Origin of the sequence: Enterobacter sp. MGH 33 (genome assembly GCF_000534535.1) — a bacterium.
GTDB lineage: Bacteria > Pseudomonadota > Gammaproteobacteria > Enterobacterales > Enterobacteriaceae > Enterobacter > Enterobacter hormaechei_C.
The window spans coordinates 3,035,628-3,051,532 of sequence record NZ_KI973212.1; the positions used below are offsets into that span (position 1 = coordinate 3,035,628).

Genomic DNA, 15,905 nt, shown 5'->3' on the forward strand with positions numbered 1-15,905 from the left:
TCAGTTTTTCTCTTCCTTCTTCACCACCTCAATGCCCAGCTCAGCCAGCGCGGCCGGGTTGGCAAAGCTTGGCGCTTCAGTCATCAGACACGCCGCTGCGGTGGTTTTCGGGAAGGCGATCACATCACGGATGTTGTCGGTGCCGGTCAGCAGCATGGTCAGACGGTCAAGACCGAAGGCCAGACCCGCGTGCGGAGGGGTACCGTACTTCAGGGCGTCCAGCAGGAAGCCAAACTTCTCGCGCTGCTCCTGCTCGTTAATGCCCAGAATGCCGAACACGGTCTGCTGCATTTCACCGCTGTGAATACGCACGGAACCGCCGCCCACTTCGTAGCCGTTGATGACCATATCGTAGGCGTTTGCCACCGCGTCTTCCGGCGCCGCTTTCAGCTCTGCTGCCGTCATCTCTTTTGGCGAGGTGAACGGGTGGTGCATCGCGGTCAGGCCGCCTTCACCGTCGTCTTCAAACATCGGGAAGTCGATTACCCACAGCGGCGCCCATTTGCTTTCGTCGGTCAGGTTCAGGTCTTTGCCAAGCTTCAGACGCAGCGCGCCCATCGCATCCGCAACCACTTTCTTGTTGTCTGCGCCGAAGAAAATCATGTCGCCGTCCTGCGCGCCGGTGCGCTCAAGGATCGCTTCCACGATGTCCGCATTCAGGAATTTCGCCACCGGGCTGGTGATGCCTTCCAGACCTTTTGCACGCTCGGTTACTTTAATATAGGCCAGACCTTTCGCGCCGTAGATCTTGATGAAGTTGCCGTAGTCGTCAATCTGCTTACGGCTCAGGGCAGCACCGCCCGGAACGCGTAGGGCAGCCACGCGGCCTTTCGGATCGTTAGCCGGGCCAGCAAAGACCGCGAACTCAACGGCTTTCACCAGGTCTGCCACGTCCACCAGCTCCATCGGGTTACGCAGGTCTGGTTTGTCGGAACCGTAGCGACGCTCGGCTTCCGCGAAGGTCATGACAGGGAAATCGCCCAGCTCAACGCCTTTCACGTCGTTCCACAGGCTACGCACCAGGGCTTCCATCACCTCACGCACCTGCTCAGCGGTCATGAAGGAGGTTTCCACATCGATCTGGGTAAATTCTGGCTGACGGTCAGCGCGCAGGTCTTCGTCGCGGAAGCATTTCACGATCTGATAGTAGCGATCGAAGCCGGACATCATCAGCAGCTGTTTGAACAGCTGTGGTGACTGCGGCAGCGCGTAGAATTTGCCTTTATGGACGCGGGATGGCACCAGGTAGTCACGCGCGCCTTCCGGCGTGGCTTTGGTCAGCATCGGGGTTTCGATATCAAGGAAACCGTGGTCATCCATAAAACGGCGCACCAGGCTGGTGATTTTCGCACGGGTTTTCAGGCGCTGAGCCATTTCCGGACGACGCAGATCCAGGTAGCGGTATTTCAGACGCGCTTCTTCGGTGTTGACGTGGTTGGAGTCCAGCGGCAGCGCTTCCGCGCGGTTGATGATCGTCAGATCGGACGCCAGCACTTCGATAGCGCCGGTCGCCATGTCGGCGTTGACGTTTTTCTCGTCACGCGCACGCACGGTGCCCGTCACCTGAATGCAGAACTCATTGCGCAGCTCAGAAGCCAGCTTCAACGCATCAGCGCGATCCGGATCGAAGAACACCTGAACGATACCTTCGCGGTCACGCATATCAATAAAGATAAGGCTACCAAGATCGCGACGACGATTGACCCAACCACACAGGGTGACCTGCTGCCCGACGTGGGACTGACGCAGCTGCCCGCAATATTCTGTACGCATGAGATATCCCTTAATTAGCCGCAGGCTGATTGTCGCCTGTCTCGCAGGCTACGATGTCGCAGCTTTCTGTATGTCACAACTGGATGAAAAAAGGCGGCTATTATACTGGAAATTCTGCCGCACGATAAGAGCGAAGCACGGCCTGACGCGCGTTTGCTGAACTCTTATTGCCTATTCTCACAAAAATTAACAAAATTATCCGACCGATAACAGGCCATCACGTCGTAAGGTGTAGAAAAGCAATCATTTGACGGGAGTGACGATGTTTACACTTGATGCCACCAAAACCGCCCTTGTGGTCATTGATTTACAGGAAGGCATTCTGCCTTTTGCCGGTGGTCCGCACACCGCTGACGATGTGGTCAGCCGCGCTGCGCGCCTGGCAGAAAAATGCCGCGCCAGCGGCTCGCCTGTTGTTATGGTGCGCGTCGGCTGGTCCGCTGATTTCGCCGAAGCGTTAAAGCAGCCGGTTGATGCCAAGGCCCCGGCGCAGGCGCTGCCGGACAACTGGTGGACATATCCTGTCTCGCTCGGTAAACGCGACAGCGATATAGAAGTCACCAAACGCCAGTGGGGCGCATTCTACGGCACCGACCTGGAGCTCCAGCTGCGCCGTCGCGGGATCGACACGATTATTCTGTGCGGGATCTCCACCAACATCGGTGTGGAATCCACCGCCCGTAACGCCTGGGAGCTGGGCTTTAACCTGGTGATCGCGGAAGATGCGTGCAGCGCAGCCTCTGCGGATCAGCACCAGGGCAGCATGACCCATATCTTCCCGCGTATCGGTCGCGTGCGCAGCACGGATGAGATCCTCAGCGCGCTATGATGTACGTGGGCCTGCCCCAGTGGTCGCACCCGAAATGGGTGCGCCTGGGTATTACCAGCCTTGAAGAGTATGCCCGACACTTTAACTGCGTGGAGGGCAATACCACGCTGTACGCTCTGCCCCGCGCGGAGATCGTCGAACGCTGGCGCGAGCAAACCAGCGACGACTTCCGCTTTTGCTTTAAATTCCCGGCGACCATCTCCCACAACGCCGCGCTGCGCAACTGCGATGATTTAACCCACGAGTTTTTCACCCGGATGTCGCCTCTGGCCAACCGTATTGGCCAGTACTGGCTCCAGCTTCCCGCCACGTTTGGCCCGCGCGACCTGCCTGCCCTCTGGCAGTTTCTCGACGCCCTGCCGCATGGCTTCACCTACGGCGTAGAAGTAAGGCATCCGGAATTCTTTGCCAAGGGCGACGCGGAGAAAGCGCTCAATCGCGGCCTGCATGAACGATCGGTCAACCGCGTGATCCTCGACAGCCGCCCCGTACATAGCGCAATCCCGCACAGCGAAGCCGTTGTTGATGCCCAGCGCAAAAAACCTAAAGTGCCCGTCCACGCGATCGTAACGGCACAGAACCCGATGGTCCGGTTTATCGGCAGCGATAACATGCAGCAAAATGAGGAGATGTTCGCCGTCTGGCTGCAAACGCTGGCGAAATGGGAGCACACCACCACGCCGTACCTTTTTTTACATACGCCGGATATCGCACAGGCGCCTGAACTGGTCGATGCTCTCTGGCAAGCCTTGCAGCAGGCGGTTCCGTCGGTTGGCCCCGCGCCGTCCATCCCACAACAATCTTCTCTTTTCTGAAATCACCCCCTATCATAGAGACGTGCCATCTGCCAAAAACAGGGAGTTAGTATGGTCAGCGCGCTGTATGCGGTGTTAGGTGCATTACTGCTGATTAAGTTTTCATTTGATGTTGTGCGCCTGAGAATGCAGTACCGCGTCTCGTACGGTGACGGGGGCTTTTCTGAGCTACAAAGCGCAATCCGCATCCACGGCAACGCGGTCGAGTACATTCCCGTCGCGTTAATTTTACTGCTGTTAATGGAGATGGATGGCGCTGAAACCTGGATGGTGCACGTCTGTGGGCTGCTGCTGATAGCAGGACGTTTGATGCATTATTATGGTTTTCACCACCGTCTGATCCGCTGGCGTCGTTCCGGCATGAGCGCGACCTGGTGCTCGCTTTTGCTGATGGTGCTGGCTAACCTTTGGTATATGCCGTGGGAGTTGGTTTTCTCCTTCCATTAGCGCACAATATGCCCCTTTATTTTTCCCGGATTTTTTACGTTATGTCAGATCGCGACACGCTTTTTTCCGCGCCTATCGCCAGCCTGGGCGACTGGACCTTTGATGAACGGGTAGCCGAAGTCTTCCCGGATATGATCCAGCGCTCTGTTCCCGGTTATTCCAATATTATCTCCATGATCGGCATGCTGGCGGAGCGTTTTGTTCAACCCGGCACGCAGGTCTATGACCTGGGCTGTTCGCTGGGAGCGGCAACGCTGTCTATTCGTCGTAACGTTCATCACGAAGGCTGCAAGATTGTGGCTGTCGATAACTCACCGGCCATGGTCGAACGCTGCCGTCGCCACATTGACGCGTATAAAGCCCCTACGCCTGTGGAGGTGGTAGAAGGCGATATCCGCGATATCGACATCCAGAACGCCTCGATGGTGGTACTGAACTTTACCCTTCAGTTCCTGGTGCCGGACGATCGTCAGCGGTTGCTGGATAAAATTTATCAAGGCCTGAACCCGGGCGGCGCGCTGGTGTTGTCTGAGAAATTCAGCTTTGAAGACGCCAGCGTGGGCGAACTGCTGTTCAACATGCACCATGATTTCAAGCGTGCAAATGGCTACAGCGAGCTGGAGATCAGCCAGAAGCGCAGCATGCTTGAAAACGTCATGCTGACGGATTCCGTAGAAACCCACAAAGCGCGCCTGCGCAAAGCCGGATTTGAACACAGCGAACTGTGGTTCCAGTGCTTTAACTTTGGTTCTCTGGTGGCGCTTAAAGCCGGAGACGCAGCATGATCGAGTTCGGTAATTTCTATCAGCTGATTGCCAAAAACCACCTTTCCCACTGGCTGGAAACCCTGCCTGCGCAAATTGCCACCTGGCAGCGCGATCAGCAGCATGGTCTGTTGAAGCAGTGGTCCAACGCCGTGGAGTTTCTGCCTGAACTGACGCCTCATCGTCTGGATTTGCTGCACAGCGTGACGGCGGAGAGCGAAGAGCCGCTCCCGGCCGGGCAGCTCAACCGCATCGAAACGCTGATGCGTAACCTGATGCCGTGGCGCAAAGGGCCGTTCTCGCTGTACGGTGTAAATATCAACACCGAGTGGCGCTCCGACTGGAAGTGGGATCGCGTTCTGCCGCATTTATCCGACCTGACCGGGCGCACTATTCTGGACGTGGGCTGCGGTAGCGGCTATCACATGTGGCGCATGATCGGCGCAGGCGCGCATCTGGCCGTCGGTATCGATCCGATGCAGCTGTTCCTGTGCCAGTTTGAAGCGGTGCGTAAGCTCCTGGGTAACGACCAGCGTGCGCACCTGCTGCCGCTGGGTATCGAGCAACTCCCTGCCCTGAAAGCGTTTGATACCGTTTTCTCGATGGGCGTGCTGTACCACCGTCGTTCCCCGCTGGAGCATCTCTGGCAGTTGAAAGATCAGCTGGTCAGCGGCGGCGAACTGGTGCTGGAAACGCTGGTCATCAAAGGCGATGAACATGCCGTTCTGGTGCCGGGCGATCGCTATGCGCAGATGCGCAACGTTTACTTCATCCCTTCCGCGCTGGCGCTGAAGAACTGGCTGGAGAAATGTGGATTTGTCGATGTACGCATCGCCGATGTGTGCGTGACGTCGGTTGAGGAACAGCGCCGCACCGACTGGATGATCACCGAATCGCTGGAGCAATTCCTCGACCCGGACGATCACAGTAAAACCATCGAAGGCTATCCGGCCCCGATGCGTGCGGTATTGATTGCGACCAAGCCGTAGCCTTTAGCCGGGTGGCGGCTGCGCCTTACCCGGCCTACGCGTGATTTCGTAGGCCCGGTAAGCGCAGCGCCACCGGGCAAAAAAGAAAAAAAGGCCCCTGTGTAATTTGCAGGGGCCTGGTACAAGCAAGCATCATATTGGGCGACATGATGCGCGGTAAAAATCGGTACGTTGCTACACGTGATGACGTTCAATCAACGATTTCATTACCGCAACCGACTCTCCATCCACACCGTAGCGTGAGTACTCATCCGCTTCAGCATCCGTCGACATTGACAACCCTGTATTGCGATAACGCATGGGTGAAGGTATCCATTTACCCACCGAGCTGTGCAGCTCTTCCACCCCTGCGTTTAAAAACAGTTCCAGATTGCTGGCGCGTACTCCTGCGCCCGCCATGATTATTGGAACACCGGAATGTGCTTTTAGTTCCGTAATTAATTTCAGTCCTTTTTCAGCCGAGGACTGCTGGCCCGACGTCAGAACGCGCGCCACGCCCAGTTCTGCCAGCGTATCAAAGGCTTGTATCGGATCCTTACACATATCGAACGCACGATGAAAAGTGACCGCCATCCCCCGGGCGGCGCGCATGACCTGACGCATACGCGGAAGATCGATGTTGCCGTCTTCGTCCAGCACACCGATCACCAGCCCCGGAAAACCGGAATCACGGACGAGGGCGATATCCTCAAGCATGGCACTGAACTCACCCGCCGTATAACAAAAATCACCGCCGCGCGGGCGAATAATCGGGTGCACCGGAATGGTGATGGCCTGGCGGGCTGATTTCAGCACGCCAAAGGACGGGGTTAATCCCCCTTCTTTCGGTGCCGCGCAAAGCTCGATGCGATCGGCCCCGTGCCGTTGCGCAGTGACGCCACACTCCACGCTGTAACAACAAATTTCCAGCAGCGCCATGTCATCCTCCTTAAATTTCACTCAACGTACCATCGTGGCACGTTGCCCGATTGATGTCTGGATCGACGCTCACAATGCTTACGCTTCGCTGGCGACGATCTGCTCGATTGTCCAGGGATGGAATTTCACCGTCACGTTGCCGTCCGTTACGGCAAGCGTAGGGTTCGGTAAGCGTTCGCGCTCCCCTTTTGGCGAGCTGGTTTTGACGAAAATACCCGGCTGGCTTAACCCCTCGTCGGAAAGCAGCGCCAGCGCACGGGCGTTCAGCGTCTCGGGCTCCCCAGGCAGAACAATTTCGATATGCTCCCAGCCTTCGTGCGGATAACGCTTCTCTCCTGGCCAGGGCAGTTCCACAACGGTGAATTGCCAGTGCGCCACCGTTACCGGCGCGTGAAGTTTGAACAGGCAGATCGGGCGACCGTTAATGATATTCTCCGACAGCAGTTCTCCGCACTGCTCAAAGCCACGCCGCCAGCGTTCGGCGGTGGCATTCTGGTGGCAGCGCAAAGAGATGTGATCGGCCTCAAGCGGCGCGATATCCAGCCCGAGACGGGTGGCAAGTTCTGTGAACGCCTGAGTGAAGCGCGGTAAATCTGCGGAAATATCATGCAGTTCGTCAATGGTATGCCAGTTCGCCATAGGTCAGTCTCGTTTCGTGTCGCAAAGCCGCTAATTTACTCTGTTGCCCTCTGTCGACCAACCGCAGAATCACGGTTTTTTCGACTGCATGATTATGCATACCGTCTTCGCCTGGATTCTGAGCGATCTTCGCCCCCCGCAGGGCTGACGCCCGAAGGCATTTGCAGTATACTCCCGCCCTAAATTCTTAAACTGGCGTGGGTGTTTTTTACCCGCATCAAAAACGTAAGGTATCCAGGTGAATATTCAGGCTCTTCTCTCAGAAAAAGTCAGTCAGGCACTGATTGCCGCAGGTGCGCCTGCGGATTGCGAACCACAGGTTCGTCAGTCAGCGAAAGTACAGTTTGGCGACTATCAGGCTAATGGCGTGATGGCAGTGGCTAAAAAACTGGGCATGCCGCCGCGACAGCTCGCTGAGCAGGTACTGACGCATCTGGATCTCACCGGCATCGCCAGCAAAACCGAAATCGCCGGTCCAGGCTTTATCAACATTTTCCTTGAGCCTGCATTCCTCGCAAGCCACGTTGACGCGGCGCTGAAGTCTGACCGTCTGGGCGTGGCTCAGCCAGAAGCGCAGACCGTGGTGGTTGACTACTCCGCGCCAAACGTGGCGAAAGAGATGCACGTCGGTCACCTGCGCTCCACCATCATCGGTGACGCGGCGGTGCGTACCCTGGAGTTCCTTGGTCACAAGGTGATCCGCGCTAACCACGTAGGCGACTGGGGCACGCAGTTCGGCATGCTGATCGCGTATCTGGAAAAGCAGCAGCAGGAAAACGCAGGCGAAATGGCGCTGGCAGACCTGGAAGGTTTCTACCGTGAAGCCAAAAAGCACTATGACGAAGATGAAGCCTTCGCCGAGCGCGCGCGCAGCTACGTGGTAAAACTTCAAGGTGGCGACCCGTACTTCCTCGAGATGTGGCGCAAGCTGGTGGACATTACCATGTCCCAGAACCAGCTTACCTATAACCGTCTGAACGTGACCCTGACCCGTGACGACGTGATGGGTGAAAGCCTGTATAACCCGATGCTGCCAGGCATTGTGGCAGACCTGAAAGCTAAAAATTTGGCGGTGGAAAGCGAAGGCGCAACGGTGGTGTTCCTTGATGAGTATAAAAACAAGGAAGGCGAACCGATGGGTGTGATCGTCCAGAAAAAGGATGGCGGCTATCTCTACACCACCACCGACATCGCCTGTGCGAAATACCGTTACGAAACCCTGCATGCGGATCGCGTGCTGTATTACATCGACTCCCGTCAGCACCAGCACCTGATGCAGGCGTGGACTATCGTGCGTAAAGCGGGTTATGTGCCGGATTCCGTGCCGCTGGAGCATCACATGTTCGGCATGATGCTGGGTAAAGACGGTAAGCCGTTCAAAACCCGTGCGGGCGGCACCGTGAAGCTTTCCGATCTGCTGGATGAAGCGCTGGAACGCGCGCGTCGCCTGGTGGCCGAGAAGAACCCGGATATGCCTGCTGACGAGCTGGAGAAACTGGCTAACGCGGTTGGGATCGGCGCGGTGAAATACGCGGATCTCTCCAAGAACCGTACCACCGACTATATCTTCGACTGGGACAACATGCTGGCGTTTGAAGGCAACACGGCGCCATATATGCAGTACGCTTATACCCGCGTACTCTCCGTCTTCCGTAAAGCCAATATCGACGAAAGCGTGCTGGCGAATGCTACGGTGACCCTTACCGAAGACCGTGAAGCACAGCTGGCTGCCCGCCTGCTTCAGTTCGAAGAGACGCTCTCCGTGGTCGCGCGTGACGGTACGCCGCACGTTATGTGTGCATACCTGTACGATCTGGCCGGTCTGTTCTCTGGCTTCTACGAACACTGCCCTATCCTCTCTGCTGAGAGCGAAGCGGTGCGTCACAGCCGCCTGAAGCTGGCGCAGCTGACGGCGAAGACACTGAAGCTCGGTCTGGATACCCTGGGTATCGAAACCGTAGAACGTATGTAAAAAAGAAACCCGGCGAGCGCCGGGTTTTTTATTATCAGAAATATTTCCGCAAATATTCCGTCAGACACAGAATCGCCATTGCCTGGCCATACGGCATCGAGGTCAGCGGTATCTGGCGGTAAAACGCCAGATCGCTCCCCATCCCCGTCCCGAAGGACGTTTGCAGCAGCTCCCCTTCCGGCGAGATGTTTTGCACGATGCCGCGAATCGCTTTCTCCGCCACCTCTGCGTACTCTGCGCCGACATAACGCTTGCGCACGGCTTTCAGAATGCCGTAGGCAAACCCTGCCGTGGCCGACGCCTCCAGATAAGAATCAGGATCGTCCAGCAGCGTATGCCACAATCCGCTCTCGTCCTGACATTTTGCCAGTGCGGCGATCTGCGCGTTCAGTACCTGCACCAGATAGCGACGAACGGCGTTGTTTTCCGGCAGATCCACCAGCTCGAGGAAATCCGGGATCACGATGGTCAGCCAGCTGTTGCCGCGCGCCCAGCGAGCCCGGGCAAAGTTGTGATTGCCGTCGTAATTCCAGCCGTGGAACCACAGCCCGGTCTCCCGATCCATCAGATTCTGTACGTGGAGCAGGAACTGATAGATCGCCTCCTCGACGTACTCCGGCTTGTTCAGCAGCTTGCCGATTTTCGCCAGCGGCAGCACCGTCATCATCAGCGTGTCATCCCACATCTGCTGATGGTTCTCTTCCGCCAGGGTGATGTGCTGCATGCCGCCATGTTCGGTACGCGGCATCTCATTCATCGCCCATTCCGCCCAGCTTTCCAGCCACGGCAGCCAGGCAGGGTTTTTGGTCTCTTCGTAGCGATACGCCAGCGTCAGGAACGGCGACATGGTATTCACGTTTTTGGTGGTTGCGCCTTCAGCGAAACGGTCAGCAAACCAGCTGTCGATAATCTCGCGCATGCCTTCGTCACCGGTCTGGCAGTAATACTGCCAGATACCGTATAAACCGACGCCGTGGGTCCATTCCCATCCGGCCCAGCCTTTGGTGTCGATCACGCGCCCGTCGTCCAGCCGCAGCAAAAACTCACCCGTTTTGTCGTGGATATTGACCAGGTTATGCGTCACCTTTTGAATCAGCGATTTCAGCTCATCCCTGGCGATAAAGCGCTCAGGCTGACGCAGTAACGGGCTATGTTTGACAGGCCAAACTTTCATCATCTTAACCTCTGTTGTATGTCGAATTCAGTACCGCGCGATCCTTCAGCGAAGGTGCCGCCGGCTTATTGCGATTCAGATAACCGATGTTGTTGTTGCCCCACAGGGATTCATACGGCAGTCCGGCCAGCATCTCCACGGTAGCGCGGGCCTGCGGGGTCACCGCCTCTGGCATCGCATGGCCGGACTCGCGCATTTTCGCGGTCTCTTCACGCAGGGTGCTGTGGGTCTGCAAATTGAGTTTGAAGCGCAGGGAGACAAGGAAGCCGCAGAACAGCACCAGAATAGTGCCAACGCTCAGGATCATCAGAATGGTGTGGCTCACTTCCGCAGGCTGCACTTTTTGCCCGCTGACAAAGCCCGACATCTGCATCACGATCCCCACCAGCATCACCGCACCGGCCTGAGACGCTTTACGGGTCAGCGTCATGATGCCCGCGAAGATCCCTTCGCGACGCTGACCGGTGATCACTTCGTCCACGTCAGCAATGTAGGTGTAGGTATTCCACGGTACGTAGTTGATACCCCCGCGGCCAAGACCGGCAACCGCAGAGATCAGCAGCAGCAGAGCGTAAACGTCGCTCAGGCCCGCGTAATAAAGCACCGCGTAAGAAAGCGAGGCCAGACCAAACAGCACGACCACCATGCGGTAAGACGGCGCAGGTCCGAAGCGAATGCACAGCGGGATCATGCCGATCACGGCGAGGAACTGGAAGATGGCCATCGTGCCCAGCAGGTTGGACGCCATTGACGCCTCCTGCATCAGCACAAATACCACGTAATAGGTGAACACCGCATTAAAGACGTCCTGGGCGATGTAGCCGCCAAGGTACATCCCCAGATGCTGGCGGAAAATCTTGATGCGCAGCGTCGAACTTAATTCGACAAAAAGACGGTTCAGGCTCTGGCCCAGGGTCAGCTTTTTCTTCTCTTCCTCGGCATGCAGAGCCGCTTCAGACCACTCTTCCCGCGGACGCTCCCAGGTGAAGAACCAGACGAAAGTAAGCATCAGCGCGCAGAGTACGGAGAAGACCAGGCTTGCATAGAAGAAGGAGATCGCGTTGTCTTTGCCGAAATGCGTGAGCAGGATCCCCGGCAGGAAGGAGGCCAGAATGGCGGACATCTGCGCCATAGAGATTCGCGCCCCGGAGAATTTGGTTTTCTGTTTGAAATCGTCCGTCATCTCCGGCACCAGCGTTTCGTACGGCACCAGGATCATGGTGTAGACGATATCAAAGATCAGATAGGTCAGCAGGTAGTACCAGAAACTCATGTCCCCTACCCACATCAGCGAGTAGCTGAAAACGCAGGGAATACCGAGCAGGATGAAGAACTTACGACGGCCAAAACGCTTGCCCAGCCAGGTGGTGCCAAAGTTATCGGTTAAAAAGCCCATTAACGGGCTGACAACCGCATCCAGCACCCGTGCGGCAGCGAAGATAAAGGTTGCTTCAATCGGTGTGAGTCCACAGAAGGTGGTATAAAAATACAAAAGCCAGGCGGCCGTCAGGGCGGTAGTCCCCGCCCCGAGGAAGTCCCCTGACCCGTAAGCAAAATAATTTGGGAGTCCAATTTTACGTGTTTTCATTGCCGTCAACCCTAATCAGTTTTGGGAGACTCCCTGTAAGCAACCTCGTCCGGGAGTTTTTACACGGCTACAGTAAAAGTATCGACCTGTTGATACCTTTCTGTTTCTGCCATCACAAAGTGGTGAATGGCAAAAACGCAAAGAGTGTCAATACGCGTGTCACTGATTTATAAAACAGCGTTTCTTTTGTATCAAAAGGGAAGGTCATTTTTGCGAGCCAGCCTTCAGAAATGCCTGGAGACTGGCGAAAAGGCGGGCAGTTAGCGGTAGTTGACGAGCACCTCGTTGCGCTGAACCTTCAGCGCCGGGATGAGACGTCCACCGCCTGGCACTTCCCAGATAAAGCGTAAAGGCTCCTGAGCAGACACCCCGTTGAAGGCCTGGGTAGTGCCACGTTGACCCTCGATTTCCGCGCAGCGGGTCAGCGAGCACAGCCGCACCCGCAACCCGGCCGGTGTGGGTCCCGTCAGGGTGTAATTCCAGGCCACCAGCGTCATCTGCCCGGACACGGGCTCAGAGGCGGACAGCGGACGGGAGGAGATCGACTCCCCCCGATGGTTGAGCGTCAAGCCGATACTGCTGGCCTGCCATGCCCCCTCGCCTGCGGCCTGCGCCGCCAGCGGGAAAAGTAAGATCCACAGCCACTTACGCATTATTTCCCTCCTATGGTCGCCGTCATGCGAATATTGCGGTTATCGGACAGCTCCATATTCGACAGCACTACCAGCTGGTTCAGGCTCCGGCGCAGGAAGCGCGACAGCAACGGACGCAGCGCGTGATTCACCAGCAGCACCGGCGGCGCGCCCAGCATCTCCTGACGCGCCAGCGCCTCCTGGGTTTGCGCCAGTAATCTGTCCGCCAGACCCGGCTCCAGCCCGCCACCGCCCTGCAACGCCTGAAGCAGCAGACGTTCCAGCGGCGTGTCCAGGCCAATGACCTGCACTTCGCCAGTTCCCGGGAACCATTGCTGGGTAATGGCGCGTCCGAGCGCCACGCGCACCACCGCCGTCAGTTCGTGCGGATCGCTTTGCAGCGGCGCATGTTCGGCCAGCGTCTCAAGGATGGTACGCATATCGCGAATGGGCACCTTCTCATCGAGCAGATTTTGCAGCACTTTGTGCAGGGTGGTTAAGGTCAGCACGCCCGGCACCAAATCTTCGGTCAGCTTCGGCATCTCCTGCGTTACGCGGTCGAGCAGCTGCTGCGCCTCCTGACGCCCAAACAGTTCCGCGGAGAACTGGCCAATCAGGTGGTTGAGGTGGGTCGCCACCACGGTACTGGCCTCAACGACCGTGTAACCCTGAATCTGGGCCTGCTCTTTCAGGGCGCTCTCAATCCAGATTGCCGCCAGACCAAAGGCCGGGTCGGTCGTCTGCTCACCCGGCAACGTGCCTGCGGCGGTGCCCGGATTAATCGCCAGCCAGCGGCCAGGGTACGCATCACCGCTGCCGATTTCCACCCCTTTCATCAGGATGCGGTAGCGCGCGGGCGGGAGATCCATATTGTCCCGGATGTGGACCACCGGCGGCAGGAAGCCCATATCCTGGGCGAATTTTTTACGAATGCTGCGAATACGGCCAAGCAGCTCACCATCCTGCTGGAAATCCACCATCGGGATCAGGCGGTACCCCACTTCCATCCCCAGCGAATCTTCGAGCTGTACGTCGTTCCAGGTGGCCTCCACCGCCTGGGTGTTCTCAGGCATTTTGACCGGCGCAGGCTCTGCCTTAGGCTGCGTTTCACGGCCACGCATCCACCAGGCAAGCCCCAGCAGCGCGGCGGTGAACAGCAGGAATACCAGGTTTGGCATGCCCGGCACCATACCGAGCAGGCCCAGCACCGCCGCGGAGAGCAGCATAACGCGCGGGTTGCTGAAGAGCTGCCCCACCATCTGCTCGCCCACGTCCTGATCGGTGCTGACGCGGGTCACAATCACGCCCGCCGCGGTGGAGATCACCAGCGCCGGGATCTGCGCCACCAGACCATCACCAATGGTCAGCAGCGTATAGCTTTCCGCCGCGTGGCCCATGTCCATGCCGTGTTGCAGCACGCCGACGAGCAGGCCGCCGACGACGTTAATCACCATGATCAGAATGCCCGCGATGGCGTCACCGCGCACAAACTTACTCGCACCGTCCATGGAGCCGTAGAAATCTGCCTCCTGGGTCACTTCGGCACGGCGTTTTTTCGCTTCATCTTCCGCGATCAGCCCGGCATTCAGGTCGGCGTCGATGGCCATCTGCTTGCCCGGCATCCCGTCGAGCACGAAGCGCGCGCCCACTTCAGCGATACGCCCCGCCCCTTTAGTGATAACCATGAAGTTGATAATCACCAGAATGACGAACACCACGATACCGATGGCGAAGTTGCCGCCCACCAGGAAGTGACCGAAGGCTTCGACCACCTTGCCCGCCGCCGCCGCGCCGGTGTGCCCTTCCATCAGGATGATACGCGTGGAGGCAACGTTCAGCGCCAGGCGCAGCAGCGTGGTGAACAGCAGGATCGTTGGAAACGCGGCGAACTCCAGCGTGCGCTGGGTGAACATCGCCACCAGCAACACCATGATGGACAAGGCAATGTTGAAGGTGAAAAGCAGGTCGAGGATAAATGCCGGTAACGGCAGCACCATCATCGACAGAATTAACAGGATCAGAATCGGTCCGGCAAGGATCTGCCATTGCGTCGATTTCAGGTTGCCGGGCAGGCGCAACATTGCCACCAGATTAGCCATCAGTGTCCTTCTCGTTCAAAAAATCCAGTGCTTCAGGCACCGGCAGGTTCTCAGGTTTTACAGGTCGTTGACCGCCCGCTAAACGCCAGCGTTTCAGTTGCCACACCCAGGCCAGCACCTCTGCGACAGCGGCGTAGAGCTGGCCCGGGATCTGTTGTCCAATTTCCGCGTGGCGATACAGCGCGCGAGCCAGCGGCGGTGCTTCCAGGATCGGCACACGGTTTTCCGTGGCAATTTCACGAATGCGCAGCGCAATCAGCCCGGCCCCTTTCGCCACCACTTTCGGCGCGCTCATTTTGTTTTCGTCGTACTGAAGCGCCACGGAATAGTGAGTCGGGTTGGTGACGATGACGTCGGCTTTCGGCACATCTTCCATCATGCGCCGACGCGCGGCGGCGCGCTGCATCTGGCGGATACGGCCCTTAACGTGCGGGTCGCCTTCCATCTGTTTATATTCATCGCGGATGTCCTGACGCGACATTCGCAGCTTTTTGATATGGGAATAGATCTGGAAGATAACGTCGAACGCCACCATCGGAATAATGCTGAGTACCACCAGCAGCGAGCATAACCCGACCAGGTTCAGGGCATTCTTCATCGCCGTCATCGGGGACTCGCTGATGAGGCGCATCATCTCCGGCCAGTGGTGCCACAGAAAAAACCCGGCGGTACTGCCCATAAGAAGCGATTTCAGGATCGCTTTAAGAAGCTCAGCCCCGGTTTGCGCGGAAAACATTTTCGCAATGCCGGGGAACGGATTGAGCTTAGAAAATTTCGGTTGCAGCGATTTTCCGCTGAACACCAGGCCACCGAGCATGACCGGCGAAACCAGGGCCACGATGACCACCCCCGCGATCAGCGGCAGCAAGGCGATCATCGCGCTTTTCACAAGGTTGATGATCTGAATGAGGATCAGATTGGGGTCATTGACCATGCTGTGATCAAAACGTAAGCCAGCCGAGAGCATTCCCGCCAGTCTGCGGGCGAGCATCTCCCCGCCCCACCAGATTATGCAGACGCCCACCACCAGGATCAGCAGGGATGTCAGCTCTCGGGATCGGGGGATCTGCCCATCCTCACGGGCTTTTTCAAGTCGGTGGGGTGTGGGGGCTTCTGTTTTGTCGTCGTTCTCTTCTGCCACTGTGCCTGCTCGCAGCCCATTAATTCACGGGTATCATGCCAGCGCAGAGAAAATCCAATGGCGGGAAAAGCCCGTTTATTCGGGCTCTTTTCACTGTTTTTGTTCTGAGCTGCCTCAGGCCGCGT

The 15,905-nt window shown here is 57.4% G+C and carries 14 protein-coding genes; 6 read left to right on the top strand and 8 right to left on the bottom strand.

The annotated features are described in order from the left end of the window. Positions 1-1,773 (bottom strand): aspartate--tRNA ligase, encoded by a 1,773-nt coding sequence (aspS, locus tag L379_RS09860; protein WP_017384352.1) that lies wholly within the window; start codon positions 1,771-1,773, stop codon positions 1-3. A 262-nt stretch (positions 1,774-2,035) separates the two neighbouring features. Here aspS and L379_RS09855 point away from each other — a divergent pair, with 262 nt between their 5' ends. From L379_RS09855 to cmoB, 5 genes are read left to right on the top strand one after another with little or no spacing between them, the layout of a single operon-like run. Then, positions 2,036-2,602: a hydrolase gene (locus L379_RS09855; protein ID WP_015570278.1), complete on the top strand. Its 567-nt coding sequence runs from the start codon at positions 2,036-2,038 to the stop codon at positions 2,600-2,602. Further along, positions 2,599-3,417, top strand: coding sequence for a DUF72 domain-containing protein (locus L379_RS09850; RefSeq protein ID WP_023303897.1), 819 nt, complete (start codon positions 2,599-2,601; stop codon positions 3,415-3,417). Before L379_RS09855 ends, L379_RS09850 begins: the two co-directional genes overlap by 4 nt. A gap of 51 nt (positions 3,418-3,468) precedes the next feature. Then, positions 3,469-3,864, top strand: coding sequence for an MAPEG family protein (locus tag L379_RS09845; protein ID WP_003859737.1), 396 nt, complete (start codon positions 3,469-3,471; stop codon positions 3,862-3,864). Positions 3,865-3,905: 41 nt separating this feature from the next. Further along, a complete protein-coding gene (gene cmoA / locus L379_RS09840; RefSeq protein WP_003859735.1) occupies positions 3,906-4,649 on the top strand; it encodes a carboxy-S-adenosyl-L-methionine synthase CmoA in 744 nt (247 codons plus the stop codon). After that, positions 4,646-5,617 carry a tRNA 5-methoxyuridine(34)/uridine 5-oxyacetic acid(34) synthase CmoB gene (gene cmoB, locus L379_RS09835; protein WP_017384403.1) on the top strand — a complete coding sequence of 324 codons (972 nt, stop codon included), beginning with the start codon at positions 4,646-4,648 and terminating at the stop codon, positions 5,615-5,617. Before cmoA ends, cmoB begins: the two co-directional genes overlap by 4 nt. Before the next feature lie 174 nt (positions 5,618-5,791). Here the strand turns inward: cmoB and cutC are convergent, their stop codons facing one another. Both cutC and L379_RS09825 read right to left on the bottom strand, forming a co-directional pair. Beyond that, positions 5,792-6,535, bottom strand: a complete 744-nt coding sequence (cutC, locus tag L379_RS09830) for a copper homeostasis protein CutC (protein ID WP_032653997.1) — start codon at positions 6,533-6,535, stop codon at positions 5,792-5,794. 78 nt (positions 6,536-6,613) lie between these two features. Beyond that, a complete protein-coding gene (locus L379_RS09825) occupies positions 6,614-7,174 on the bottom strand; it encodes a VOC family protein (protein ID WP_015570274.1) in 561 nt (186 codons plus the stop codon). 238 nt (positions 7,175-7,412) lie between these two features. Here L379_RS09825 and argS point away from each other — a divergent pair, with 238 nt between their 5' ends. Further along, the gene (gene argS / locus L379_RS09820) at positions 7,413-9,146 is read left to right on the top strand and encodes an arginine--tRNA ligase (RefSeq protein WP_023294934.1); all 1,734 of its coding nucleotides are present in this window, start codon (positions 7,413-7,415) and stop codon (positions 9,144-9,146) included. Between the two features lie 34 nt (positions 9,147-9,180). On the opposite strand, the gene L379_RS09815 is transcribed toward argS, so the two are convergent. From L379_RS09815 to flhB, 5 genes are all read right to left on the bottom strand, one after another. Then, positions 9,181-10,320, bottom strand: coding sequence for a beta-galactosidase BglB (locus L379_RS09815; RefSeq protein WP_026080697.1), 1,140 nt, complete (start codon positions 10,318-10,320; stop codon positions 9,181-9,183). A gap of 4 nt (positions 10,321-10,324) precedes the next feature. Next, entirely contained in the window at positions 10,325-11,908 is a 1,584-nt protein-coding gene (locus L379_RS09810; RefSeq protein WP_032654000.1) for an MFS transporter, read from the bottom strand. A gap of 260 nt (positions 11,909-12,168) precedes the next feature. Continuing rightward, a complete protein-coding gene (locus L379_RS09805) occupies positions 12,169-12,561 on the bottom strand; it encodes a flagellar protein FlhE (protein WP_023303901.1) in 393 nt (130 codons plus the stop codon). Further along, a complete protein-coding gene (flhA, locus tag L379_RS09800) occupies positions 12,561-14,639 on the bottom strand; it encodes a flagellar biosynthesis protein FlhA (protein WP_003859723.1) in 2,079 nt (692 codons plus the stop codon). The genes L379_RS09805 and flhA overlap by 1 nt, the downstream gene beginning before the upstream one ends. Continuing rightward, positions 14,632-15,780 (bottom strand): flagellar biosynthesis protein FlhB, encoded by a 1,149-nt coding sequence (flhB, locus tag L379_RS09795; protein ID WP_006811100.1) that lies wholly within the window; start codon positions 15,778-15,780, stop codon positions 14,632-14,634. Before flhB ends, flhA begins: the two co-directional genes overlap by 8 nt. Positions 15,781-15,905 lie beyond the last annotated feature (125 nt).

Coding starts and splice junctions, on each gene's coding strand:
- L379_RS09810 (WP_032654000.1), bottom strand. CDS start 11,908: ATGAAAACACGTAAAATTGGACTCCCAAATTATTTTGCTTACGGGTCA.
- L379_RS09805 (WP_023303901.1), bottom strand. CDS start 12,561: ATGCGTAAGTGGCTGTGGATCTTACTTTTCCCGCTGGCGGCGCAGGCC.
- cmoA (WP_003859735.1), top strand. CDS start 3,906: ATGTCAGATCGCGACACGCTTTTTTCCGCGCCTATCGCCAGCCTGGGC.
- L379_RS09845 (WP_003859737.1), top strand. CDS start 3,469: ATGGTCAGCGCGCTGTATGCGGTGTTAGGTGCATTACTGCTGATTAAG.
- cutC (WP_032653997.1), bottom strand. CDS start 6,535: ATGGCGCTGCTGGAAATTTGTTGTTACAGCGTGGAGTGTGGCGTCACT.
- L379_RS09850 (WP_023303897.1), top strand. CDS start 2,599: ATGATGTACGTGGGCCTGCCCCAGTGGTCGCACCCGAAATGGGTGCGC.
- L379_RS09855 (WP_015570278.1), top strand. CDS start 2,036: ATGTTTACACTTGATGCCACCAAAACCGCCCTTGTGGTCATTGATTTA.
- aspS (WP_017384352.1), bottom strand. CDS start 1,773: ATGCGTACAGAATATTGCGGGCAGCTGCGTCAGTCCCACGTCGGGCAG.
- flhA (WP_003859723.1), bottom strand. CDS start 14,639: ATGGCTAATCTGGTGGCAATGTTGCGCCTGCCCGGCAACCTGAAATCG.
- L379_RS09825 (WP_015570274.1), bottom strand. CDS start 7,174: ATGGCGAACTGGCATACCATTGACGAACTGCATGATATTTCCGCAGAT.
- L379_RS09815 (WP_026080697.1), bottom strand. CDS start 10,320: ATGAAAGTTTGGCCTGTCAAACATAGCCCGTTACTGCGTCAGCCTGAG.
- cmoB (WP_017384403.1), top strand. CDS start 4,646: ATGATCGAGTTCGGTAATTTCTATCAGCTGATTGCCAAAAACCACCTT.